Genomic DNA, 11,818 nt, shown 5'->3' with positions numbered 1-11,818 from the left:
TTGCCCAAGTGGGGCACGGTGCTTGCCCCTAATGAGTAACGTGCTTGCCCCTGGTGGGCAGAAAAGATGCCGGACGACTGTCCCGTAAGTTCATGTTGTAACATACCGAACCTTACCGCTGCAAAGATAACAAAGTGATGAATTATGTAATGATAACACCGCCATAACTACCTTTTTTAACATAGTTATGGCGGACTTATAAACGATAATACCGCCATAACCATCCGTTTTTATATAGTTATGGCGGTACTATCGCTAATGCATTCAATCTTTCCACGCAAAGAATTTTTGGAAAAGTGTTGAAAAATGTATTGTTTTACTTTGGAAAAGTGTAGGAAAAGAGGCGTTTTTACCTTGGAAAAGTGTAGGAATTGCTCTGCTCCTGGAGTGGAAGGAAAGGGAGGGGAAGTAAAATAATGATAATATTGCTCTCGTATACCAACATAAATAAACTCCCACACCTCAACAGTTGCGGGAGTCTTTTTATCTCAAATCAGTTTGTTGTCGTTGTTCAGAATGTGGCGAACTTGCAGTTCGTCAGTTTCACGTCGGCGCCGGCTTCTATGTCCTTGTCCTTCTTGTTGTAGAAGAATGTGGAGTTGTCTATTGTTATGCCTTTCAGACAGCTGTAGCCAGGCAGTCCGTGGGCGCTGACGGCAGTTTCGCAACCGCGGCACACCACGTTGCTGATATGTATGTCGCTCCATTCCGGCACGAATTCAGCGTTCTGTGGAACAGTGACCTTGCCGTTGTCCTCTTTCACGCTGTATTTCTTGTCGGCATAAGTGCATTCAAAGATTATCGCCTCGCCCTTGATGTCAGTCATCACGATGTCGCTCACGTAGATGTTCTCCGTCTTACCGCCTCTGCCGATGCCGCTCTTGAAGCGCAGTCCGGTATCGGTGCCTGAGAAGCGGTTCTTGCGCACCACGATGTTCTTCATGCCGTTTGAGAATTCCGATCCTATCACGAATCCTCCGTGTGCATGATATACCGTGTTGTTCTCTATCAGAATGTTCTCGCATGGTCCGTCGGGAGCAGCCTTCTTTCCTGCTCCACCTTTCATGCAGATGCCGTCGTCGCCGGCATCGATGGTGTTGTTCACTATCAATACGTTCTTGCAGCAGCTGATGTCGAGGGCGTCACCGTTCTGTGCGTTCCATGGGCAGCGGATGGTCACTCCGTCCACCACCACGTTTGTGCATCGGGTAGGGATGAGGTGGAACTTTGGCGAATTCTGTATCGTCACTCCGCTCACCAGCACTCTGTCGCAGTCTGTCAGTCTTATGAGGTGTGTTCTCAAGCTCTCCTGTGCCTGTGGCGTGTCGGCGATGTTGCCGAAATGCTTCAGGTTGAACGGAAACCACAGTTTGCCGCCGTCGGTCTGTGTGCCGCCCATCTCGTTATACTGTTTCCATTCCGTGTCGCTCACCTTCGAACGCTTCACCGGGCGCCATACGGCACCGTTGCCGTCGATGATTCCCTCTCCGGTGATACTGATGTTCTTGCGCTTGCTGGCACTGATGAGTGGTGAGCATTTCTTGTCTCTCACTCCGTCTTTGGTCTTGAAATGCTGCGTGCGGTCTGGTGTGGCGAGAATTATGGCGTTCTTCTCGAGATGAAGGTCTATGTTGTCCTTCAGCGAGATAAGTCCGGTGAGCCATATTCCTTGCGGCACGATAAGGTGTCCGCCGCCTTTTTTGTCGAGATCCTTGATGGCCTTTTCAAAGGCTTCGGTGTTTAGCGTCAGTCCGTCGCCCACGGCTCCGAAATCCGTCAGGTTCACGCTGTAGTCGGGGATGGTTGCCAACACTGGCTGCTCCATCTTCACCGGCAGGTTCTGGTAGTATTTGCCATAATCGTTGGCAAACGCCGCGGTGAGGCTTGTCAGCATCGCCACGACAACCATAAGAGTCTTTTTCATTTCGTTTTGTTTCTTTGATTAGTTAGTAAATTCTCTTTCCTGATTCGTATTAACCCCAGCGGTCATCATGTCGTTTTAGTGTGTCATCTCATGACTGCTTGTGGCTAAAACCATTCGTGTGTGCTACAAAAGTACGTATTACAAGGATGTACCCCAAATCCCCTGTAGTATTTTAATTTAAATTATTGAAGTTTCGCAAGTTTTCAACCCAAATCGGTCGTTAGGGCTTGCTTGGTTTTGATATTTTAGAAGAGTGGATTTTGTTTGACTTTTAATGAGTAATAGCGAGCTATTGCGAATTAAAAACGAACAAAAGACGCTTATAAAAAGCAAAAGACTGCAAGCAGTCATTAGCTAATTTTATAACGGCCTAATGGCCGTTTTGGGGTCAACACGCATGTATATCTTGCCCTTCTTCTTGGCTCGCCATGTGTATACCTCCTTTTCTCCTCCCCAAATCTTCCGTCAGTTTGATTTTCTTGAGGTAAAAATGTGTGATAAAGGTTATTTATGACTATATTTGCGTCTTGAAAAGAAAACACGATAAAAATAGTAAATATGAAAATAGATATTTCAGAATGCAAGGAGGAATTCCTCCAGCTGCTTCGCTCCACGGAGCGAGAGGGAGTGGAAGACCTGATAGACAACCTGGAAGAGCAAGGCTTCTTCACCGCACCGGCATCCGCCGGCCATCATCTCAATGTGGAGGGAGGTCTTGTCAGACATTCTCTTAACACCTGCAAGGCGGCGCTCGCCATCTGGGAGGGGATGAAGACTCTGGAACCATCGCTCGCCACCGAGGTGAAACGCGAAAGTATAATCATCGCTTCGCTCCTGCACGATGTTTGCAAGAGCGACATCTACAAACGCTCGGTGAAGAAGCGCAAGAACGCACTCGGACAGTGGGAAGACACCGAGGGCTACAAGGTGACATACAAGAATTTCCCTATGGGCCACGGCGAGAAATCGCTCGTGATGATACTGCTCGGCGGCATCGACCTCTACGACGATGAGATGCTTGCCATACGCTGGCACATGGGAGCCTGGGGACTCAACCAGAACAGTTTTGAAGACGTGAGAAGCTTCGATACCGCACAGAAGCTCTATCCCCTCGTGCCAATCATCCACGCTGCCGACGGTATGGCGGCAAACGTGATGGAGCGCACCGGAGAAGAAATCGACGAAATGTAACCCCCTTGCTTCTCCTGCAATAATCCAATACTAACTTGTTGATAAAAAACACTGATAATATGAAACATACACTATATACCACGGCACTCCTCGCCTGTATGGCGGCAGCGAATATGCCGGCAATGGTCTCAGCTTCCGACAATATGGCGGTTGAGACGGCAATGGCTCAAGAGAACACACAGCAGCATTTCCTCACCGATGCAGCCTATCGGCAAAAGGTGGAAGAGGATTTCCAGAAACGCAAAGCCATTATTGGCGGCAATTTCTGCAATGTGGCGAAACTCTCGGTCACTCAGGCGGAACTCGAGGCATTGCAGTTTCTCTATGCCTATATGCCGCTCGCCGACATTACCGACCATACCGTCGAATATTATCTCGCCAATGTGAGGGCGAGCAACAAGGCACGGCAGCAGATGGCATGGGGCAAGAATGTGCCCGAACTGCTGTTCCGCCACTTCGTGCTGCCGGTGAGAGTGAACAACGAGGAACTCGACGACGCACGCAGCGTGTTTTACGACGAACTGAAAGACCGCATCGCCGGACTGTCGATGCGGGACGCTATATTGGAGATAAACCACTGGTGTCATGAGAAGGTGACCTACCAACCCTCCGACCCACGCACCTCCTCACCACTCGCCACCGTGAGATCGGCCTACGGCAGATGCGGCGAGGAGAGCATCCTGCTCGTGGCAGCGCTCAGGGCGATGGGCATACCGGCACGACAGGTATACACGCCACGCTGGGCACATACCGACGACAACCACGCATGGGTGGAAGCATGGGCAGACGGAAAATGGTATTTCCTCGGAGCCTGCGAACCGGAACCGGTGCTCGATCTCGGATGGTTCAACGCTCCTGCATCCAGGGCCTTGCTGATGCACACCAGAGTGTTCGGATATTACGACGGACCGGAGGAGGTGCTCCTGCGCACTCCCTGCAACACGGAGATAAACCTCATCGGAAACTATGGCGAGACGGCAAACGTGGATTTCACCATCGTTGATGAGAACGGTGTGCCGGTTAGCGGAGCCCGTGTGGACTTCTGCATTTACAACTATGCCGAATACTGTCCGGTAGTGGCGAAATTCACCGACGCCGCCGGTCATACGAATCTCACGGCTGGCAAGGGCGACATGATGGTGTGGGCGTCAAAAGACGGCAAGTATGGCTTCGCCAAAGTGGCGTTTGCCACAGACAAGGCGCTGCGCATCAGTCTCAGCCATAACGTGGCGGTGAGAGAACAGAGCGAGGCGACGGATTCGTTCGACATCGTGCCACCGCCAGAGAAAGCCAACGTGCCGTTCGTCTCGCCAGAGCAGAGGGCGGAGAACAACCGCCGCTTTGAATACGAAGACTCGCTGCGCCATGCCTATCTCGCCACATTCTATACACACGAGAGGGCTGTCGATGCCTTGAAGGGAAAGGTGGCGGGAGCCAGCGCCGAAGGACTGCAGCGACTGGCTACATTCCTCGAGAAATCGAGCGGCAACCATCAGGTGATTCTCGATTTCATCACCAAGAATGCCGTGTCGGCAGAGAAGACGCAGAGGGTGACAGACCTTCTCGCCACGCTCAGCGACAAAGACCTGCGCGACATCAGGATGGCTATCCTCGACGACAGCTATGCCGCCGGCACACAGCTCTCGCCAAGAGTGGAGAACGAGATGATAACCCGTACGTTCAAGGCGGAATTCCGCTCGATGTTCTCCGACAAGGAAAGGCGGAAGTTCCAGAAGAATCCTCTGGAACTCGTGAAATGGATAAAGAAGAACATCAGGATGAATCCCGACAAGAAGTCGCCGATGATAGCGCAGACTCCGATGGGGGCATACGATTATAAGATTACCGACAGGCGCTCGCGCAACATCCTCTTCGTGGATATGGCGCGCAGCTTCGACATCGAGGCACGTGTAGACCCCGTTACCGGCAAGACGCAATACAAGGCTGAAGGCAAGTGGGCGGACGTGAACTTCGAGAAGGTGGTGAAGCAGGTGGCGCCACAGGGCACTCTGATGCTCCGTTATGAGAAGAATGCCATCGTTGACGACCCTAAGTATTTCAGTCATTTCACCATCAGCCGCATCAATGCCAACGGCACCACATCGCTGCTCGAATATCCGGAAGAAGGCACCACCTGGGGCTCCACGTTCAAGGATGGCGTGAGTCTCGATGCCGGTCAGTATCTGCTCGTTACGGGTATGCGCCTCGCCAGCGGAGCCGTGAAGTCGGAGGCCAGACTCTTCTCCGTGGAGGAGGGCAAGACCACTGATCTTGACCTGAAGATACGCACATCGCCGACCGACGTCTCCGTGATAGGGTCGTTCAATTCCGAAGCCAAGTTCCAGACGCTCGACGGCAGGGAAGTGACATTCCTCTCGCAGACGGGCAGAGGGTATTTCATCACCGGACTGATCGGCGTGGGACAGGAGCCTACCAACCATGCGCTGAAAGACATCGCCAAGGTGGCGGCGGAATTCGACAAGTGGGGCAGACCTCTCGTGCTGCTCTTCGAGGATGAGGCTGCCGCAAAGAAGTTCAATGCCAAGGAATTCCCCGGTCTGCCCAAGAACATTATCTTCGGTATAGATGCCGGCGGTGCCGTGCGTCAGGAAATATCCGAGAACATGAAACTCTCAAACAAGTCGCTCTCGCCAATCTTCTTCATCTCCGACACGTTCAACCGCGTGGTGTTCCTCAAGCAGGGATACACCATCTCGCTCGGCGAACAGATGGAGCAGGTGATAAGAACTCTGTGATAAAAAGTTTGATAAATAATCAATAATAGGAATAGCATGATATCAAAGGAAGAAGTACGTGAGCTGTTGACAAGCACTGAGACATATAGAATTGAGCGTACTGTTTCAACGGGAGATATGGATAAGTTCCAAGAAGCAATATGTGCCTTCTCGAATGATTTACCTAATTCTAAAAAGAATGGGTATCTGATTATTGGTGCATATGATAATGGAACTTTATCTGGATTGAAGGTTAATGATGATTTGCTAAAGAAGATTTCGGCCATACGTTCAAATGGTAATATATTGCCCCTTCCTATTATGTCGGTTGAAAGATTTGAATATGAGGATGGAGAATTACTTGTGGCTGAAGTTTCGCCATCATTGGTCCCTCCTGTACGATATCGTGGTAGGACATTTGTTCGTATTGGTCCTCGCAGAGATATTGCAAGTGAAGCGGAAGAACGAATATTGTTTGAGCGCAGAACATCCTATATGGCCACTTTTGATGCTACACCTTGCTTTGGCGCAACTATCAATGATATTGATACGGACTTTATTAAAAAAGAGTATCTACCCCAGATTGTTGATGACGAAGTATTGGCTAATGACACTCGTGATATTAAAGAACAATTGGCTGCAATTCATTTGTACGACCTTACACATGAATGTCCTACGAATGCAGCAATGATTCTTTTTGGTAAAGCTCCGCAGTACTACATGCATGGGTGCTATGTGCAATATGTTCATTTTGCAGGGAAAGATCGTGGTAGTGAAATCGTTAATGAACGACAAATTAAAGGAAGCCTTTGTAAGATACTGCCACAATTGGAAAATTTTGTGAGGGATGCTGTGGTTACTTCTCGGCCTATGCCTATTAGTATGCTGCGAGAGAAGAATGTGTTGAACTACCCAGACCTGGCTTTGAGAGAATTGCTAATGAATGCATGTATGCATAGAGATTACCAATCCAATATGCCAATACGACTTTATCAATATGAAGATCGAATTGAAATTCTTAATGCTGGAGGCCTGTATGGCGAGGCTCGTCCTGAGAACTTCCCAACGGTAAATGATTATCGTAATCCTATTGTTGCAGAAGCTATGCGTGGATTGAAGTATGTTAACATGTTCAATCGTGGAATTCAACGTGTAAAGAATCTCTTGCAAGAGAATGGTAATCCAGAACCAGAGTTCAATGTGGACAAGATTACAGCTTTTGAGGTAGTCGTGAGGCCTTCCTTATCACTTAACTTGGTCACTGATGAAAAAAACGTGACTAAGTCAGTGACCAAGTTGAATGACACGCTTAATGATGTAATTGATTTTTGTTATACTCCTCGAAGTATGACTGAAATAATGGAGCATCTTGGCCTTAAACACAGATTCAATGTTAAGCATCGCTATATTGACCCTCTTATAGAGGGTGGTTTTTTGGTTATGACTATTCCTGAAAAACCTAATAGCCGAAGCCAAAAGTACAAACGGGTATTGACTTAGTCACTTAACTTGGTCACTGACGAGTGACCAAGTTGATATTATAGAGTATGAATAATTTGTCGCGCGATAATTAAACCAACAACATACAAAGATATGATTGAGATTTTGAAATATTTCCTTTTGGAATCCCTTCCAAAGGAAAACAAGAGAAGTTTGCTGCCGTATATAAACAGGCCGATAAATCAAGAAGAAACTTCGTTCGATTCTGTGGATCAAGTATAGCATCAAGGATAATGATGTTTTTGAAAAGGCATACCAATATATTGAAATGTATTTCTGCAATGCCCTTGTTCGTACCAACTACCGCAATCCTTCAAAAGGTATAGAACCCAACAAGTCATTCCTTGCAAAGTTCTTCCGGAATTTGATGTTGGGCGAACATCATGAACTGAAGAACCGCTATATGCTGATTGGTTATAGTGATGTGGATGACACCCATACAAGTACCCATACAAGCTTTGATGAAACAGTATCTGCGTTATCTGAAAAATATAAAGCGGTTAATCATTGCGATTGGCACAGTGAAGGACTGGAGGTATATAATCGATTAAACTCCAAACCGTTTGATGACCGTTTTAGGTGAAATATACAAGACTGAAAATTCTCCCCCTGGCGTGGGGAATGAAACCCCACATTAGGGGGAACTGTTCCCCACGCCGTGGGGGATTTTAGACATATATTCTTGTCGGCGTAATTATTTGGCTGATTCATCTGACAAAGCCGTCTTTTCACCGTCACCAGGTATAACAATGACAAGCCCATTGGCGGAATTAATTGTGCATTATATTAATTCCGCCAATGGGTTAAACCCAAAACGGTCATTAGGCCGTTTATTGTATTTTATATTTACTGCTTGCAGTCTTTTGTTTTTTATAAGGCGTCTTTTGCTTGTTTTTAATTCGTAATAGCTCGCTATTACTCATTAAAAGCCAAACAAAATCCACTCTTCTAAAAGAACAAAATCCAGGCAAGCCCTAATGACCGATTTGGGTTAAGCGAAGGCTTTCTCAAAAAAAAAGGTATGCCGATTCGGCATACCCTCTCTGAATATTTTGTTGAATTGTCATGCGCTTATCAGCGTCAGCGTGTAAAGATATACCACTGCGGCAGGCATCGCCATGAGCGAAGAGTCGAAGCGGTCGAGCATTCCACCATGGCCAGGCAGTATGTTGCCGCTGTCTTTGATGCCGAGGGTGCGCTTGAAAAGCGACTCCACGAGGTCGCCCCATGTGCCGAACACCACGATGACGAGACCCAGACCCATCCACTGGATGAGCGACAGTCCCAGTTCGCTCTCTATATGCGGGAAGAAATGGTATACCACGGCAGCTGCCACCAATACGAGCAGTGCTCCGCCGATGGAACCCTCCCATGTCTTTCCGGGAGAGATGCGCGGGAAGAGTTTGTGTTTGCCGAACAGCGAACCGCTGCAGTATGCTCCCGTGTCGTTGGTCCAGAGGAAGATGAATACGCAGAGCGGCACGATGTAGTTGTATACCGTCTGTCCGTTTGCCGCTCCATTGAATGCCAGCACGTTGATGGTGGAGAAAGGCAGTGCGATATACATCTGTCCGAGCATGGTGTGGGCCCAGTCCTCTATGGCGTTGTCGTTGCCGGTGTATAGTTCGCTGATGAAGAGATACACGATGGTGAGGAGATAGGGGATGAACACGGCCCCCGTGTCGACGATTCCGCTGCAGAAACCTCCTACGGCGAAGAAGAAATACACTCCCGCCACGGTGCTTATGAAACGGTTTACCTGCACGTTCTCCTTTTCGTTCACCAGTCCTGTGTATTCCCATAGCGACAGTCCGGTGACGAGGGCAAACAGGAATTCCATTGCAAACGCATCAAGGAAACACACCACTACTGCGGTGACGAAAAACACACCCGTGATGCTGCGTACTATCAGATTGCTCAATTTGCTGTTCTTCTTTTCTTCTGTCATGATGCTTATTGGTTTTGGTCGTCGGTGGATGTGGTAGTGGAGTTCTCGGTGTCATCCGTGTTTTTGGTTTCCTCAGAACTCTTGGTGTTCTCTGTGGCAGGAGAGTTTTCCGCCTTGCTGTTGGTCTCTTCGAGAATCTCCTGTGAGCGGCTCACCCATTGACGTTTGCCGAATATCTTCTCCACATCCTCGGCGAAGATCACCTCGCGCTCTATGAGAAGCTGGGCGAGCTGGTTGTGGCCCTCCTTGTGTTCCGTGAGGATAGCCTTGGCCCTGTCATACTGTTCGGCGATCATTCTGATAGCCTCGTCGTCGATAGCCTTAGCCGTGGTCTCGGAGTATGGCTTCTGGAAGTTATATTCGTTGTTGTTGTAATAGCTGATGTTAGGCAGGTTGGTGCCCATTCCGGCATAGGCAATCATACCGTAGATGCTCTTGGTGACACGCTCCAGGTCGTTGATGGCACCGGTGGAGATGTGTCCGGTGAAGAGCTCCTCTGCCGCACGTCCGCCGAGCAGCGAACAGATTTCGTCGAGCATTGCCTCCTTGGTGGTGATCTGTCGTTCCTCCGGCATATACCATGCAGCGCCGAGAGCTCTGCCTCGTGGCACGATGGATACCTTGACCAGCGGGTTGGCATGTTCGGTGAACCATGATATCGTGGCGTGACCTGCCTCGTGGATGGCTATCGAGCGCTTCTCAGAGGCGGTCATCACCTTGGTCTTCTTCTCCAGTCCGCCGATGATGCGGTCTACGGCGTCGAGGAAGTCCTGCTTCTCCACGCTCTTCTTGCCGTGGCGCGCTGCTATGAGAGCCGCCTCGTTGCAGACATTGGCAATGTCGGCACCCGAGAATCCCGGAGTCTGGCGTGCCAGCATCTCCACATCCACGCTGGCATCCCTCTTGATAGGACGGAGATGCACCTCGAATATCGCCTTGCGCTCGTTCAGGTCTGGCAGGTCAACGCTGATCTGCCTGTCGAAACGACCGGCTCTGAGCAATGCCTTGTCGAGCATGTCGGCACGGTTTGTGGCAGCCAGCACTATAATTCCGCTGTTGGTGCCGAAACCGTCCATCTCGGTGAGCAATGCGTTGAGGGTGCTCTCCCGCTCGTCGTTGCTGCCCATCGACGGGTTCTGGCTGCGCGCACGTCCCACGGCGTCGATCTCGTCGATGAATATGATGCAGGGAGCCTTCTCCTTGGCCTGGCGGAAGAGGTCGCGGACGCGGCTTGCGCCCACACCTACGAACATCTCCACGAAGTCGGAACCGCTCATGGAGAAGAATGGTACGCCGGCCTCGCCGGCCACTGCCTTGGCAAGCAGCGTCTTACCGGTTCCCGGAGGACCGATGAGGAGGGCACCGGTGGGTATCTTGCCGCCCAGTTCGGTGTATTTCTTCGGATTCTTCAGGAAGTCTACGATTTCCTGCACCTCCTGCTTGGCGCCTTCCTGTCCGGCTACGTCCTTGAAGGTTATAGGGTTCTCGTTTTTCTCCTTGTCGTATACTTTCGCCTTGCTCTTGCCTACACCGAGGATGCCGGGGCCTCCGCCGCCACCCATCCTGCGCATCAGGAATATCCAGATGGCAAAGAAGAGGATGATAGGTCCTACGGCCTGCAGGATATACATCAGTATGCTGCCCTGGTCGCTCTCATAGCTCAGTCCGCCCTTGAATACGCCCTGCGCACGGGCTGCATCGATAAAGCCCTCCAGTTTGTCCACACTGCCATACTGTACCTCCACGAACGGGTTGGGGCCCATCTGTTTGGTGCCGGCATTGAACACCGTGCGGATGTAGTTCGGCTTTACGAACATCTTGAGCTTGCCGTTGTCTTTGTTCACGACGATGCTCTCGGCATAGCCCTTAGCCACATAAGTCTGGAAGTCGGAGTAGGCCAGCTGTTTGCCGGCGCTGCCACCGGTGGAGTTGCCTCCCATGATGAAGGCAATTATCAGTCCGATGATGCAGAGACCGTAAATCCAACCCATGTTGAACTTGGGCATCTTGTTGTTGTTTTTATTGTTGTTGCTGAAATTATTGTTCGGATTCATGTCAGTAGTATTGAATTTCCACCTTATATAATATATAGAGCAGCGAGGCATTTCCTGATGCGGACACCCGTCGTCGCTCTTCAGTCCTGCTTGTTGTCAGTCTGCGTCGATGTCGGGAACTACCGTTATCTTGGCATCCTCCCAGAGGTCTTCCAGATTGTAGTATTCGCGCACTTCTGGCAGGAAGATATGCACCATCACGTCGGAATAGTCCATTGCCACCCACTGCGCGTTTGTCAGTCCGGCAATCTTTACCGGCTTCTCTCCAGCCTCTATGCGTGCCGTCTCCTCCACTGAGTCGGTGATAGCGTCGATCTGTGTCGGTGAGTTGCCCTGGCAGATCACGAAATAGTCGCATATCGTTCCAGCTATACCTCTAAGGTCGGCAACTACGATATTTGAACCTTTCTTCTCTTGAATACCTTTTACGATTGTCTCTACAAGCTTGTTCTTCTTTTCCATCAAA

General features: G+C 49.8%; 8 protein-coding genes. 4 read left to right on the top strand and 4 right to left on the bottom strand.

Translation table 11 applies throughout. The features are described from left to right. Nucleotides 1-511: 511 nt before the first annotated feature. Nucleotides 512-1,924, bottom strand: coding sequence for a glycoside hydrolase family 28 protein (locus QVO99_RS08485; RefSeq protein WP_288177083.1), 1,413 nt, complete (start codon nucleotides 1,922-1,924; stop codon nucleotides 512-514). Between the two features lie 558 nt (nucleotides 1,925-2,482). Between QVO99_RS08485 and QVO99_RS08480 the strand changes: the two genes are divergently transcribed. The 4 genes from QVO99_RS08480 to QVO99_RS08465 all read left to right on the top strand — a co-directional run bounded on the left by QVO99_RS08480 (nucleotide 2,483) and on the right by QVO99_RS08465 (nucleotide 7,933). Continuing rightward, complete coding sequence (locus QVO99_RS08480; RefSeq protein WP_022317180.1) at nucleotides 2,483-3,115, top strand: metal-dependent phosphohydrolase; 633 nt, start codon at nucleotides 2,483-2,485, stop codon at nucleotides 3,113-3,115. A gap of 143 nt (nucleotides 3,116-3,258) precedes the next feature. Then, nucleotides 3,259-5,871 carry a transglutaminase-like domain-containing protein gene (locus QVO99_RS08475; protein ID WP_441295413.1) on the top strand — a complete coding sequence of 871 codons (2,613 nt, stop codon included), beginning with the start codon at nucleotides 3,259-3,261 and terminating at the stop codon, nucleotides 5,869-5,871. 36 nt (nucleotides 5,872-5,907) lie between these two features. After that, nucleotides 5,908-7,350 carry an ATP-binding protein gene (locus tag QVO99_RS08470; protein ID WP_022317178.1) on the top strand — a complete coding sequence of 481 codons (1,443 nt, stop codon included), beginning with the start codon at nucleotides 5,908-5,910 and terminating at the stop codon, nucleotides 7,348-7,350. 268 nt (nucleotides 7,351-7,618) lie between these two features. Next, on the top strand, nucleotides 7,619-7,933 hold the full coding sequence (locus tag QVO99_RS08465; protein WP_022317177.1) for a hypothetical protein: 315 nt from the start codon (nucleotides 7,619-7,621) through the stop codon (nucleotides 7,931-7,933). A gap of 480 nt (nucleotides 7,934-8,413) precedes the next feature. Here QVO99_RS08465 and QVO99_RS08460 read toward each other — a convergent pair whose 3' ends face one another. The 3 genes from QVO99_RS08460 to rsfS all read right to left on the bottom strand — a co-directional run bounded on the left by QVO99_RS08460 (nucleotide 8,414) and on the right by rsfS (nucleotide 11,814). Then, nucleotides 8,414-9,298: a phosphatidate cytidylyltransferase gene (locus QVO99_RS08460; RefSeq protein ID WP_022317176.1), complete on the bottom strand. Its 885-nt coding sequence runs from the start codon at nucleotides 9,296-9,298 to the stop codon at nucleotides 8,414-8,416. A 5-nt stretch (nucleotides 9,299-9,303) separates the two neighbouring features. Continuing rightward, complete coding sequence (ftsH, locus tag QVO99_RS08455) at nucleotides 9,304-11,352, bottom strand: ATP-dependent zinc metalloprotease FtsH (RefSeq protein ID WP_022317175.1); 2,049 nt, start codon at nucleotides 11,350-11,352, stop codon at nucleotides 9,304-9,306. Nucleotides 11,353-11,448: 96 nt separating this feature from the next. Then, entirely contained in the window at nucleotides 11,449-11,814 is a 366-nt protein-coding gene (gene rsfS, locus QVO99_RS08450; protein WP_022317174.1) for a ribosome silencing factor, read from the bottom strand. Nucleotides 11,815-11,818: the final 4 nt, after the last annotated feature.

This window comes from Prevotella sp. CAG:592 (genome assembly GCF_000436015.1).
Lineage (GTDB): Bacteria > Bacteroidota > Bacteroidia > Bacteroidales > Bacteroidaceae > Prevotella > Prevotella pectinovora.
The sequence above is the reverse complement of the archived record's forward strand: the minus strand, read 5'-3'. Positions and strand labels throughout refer to the sequence as shown.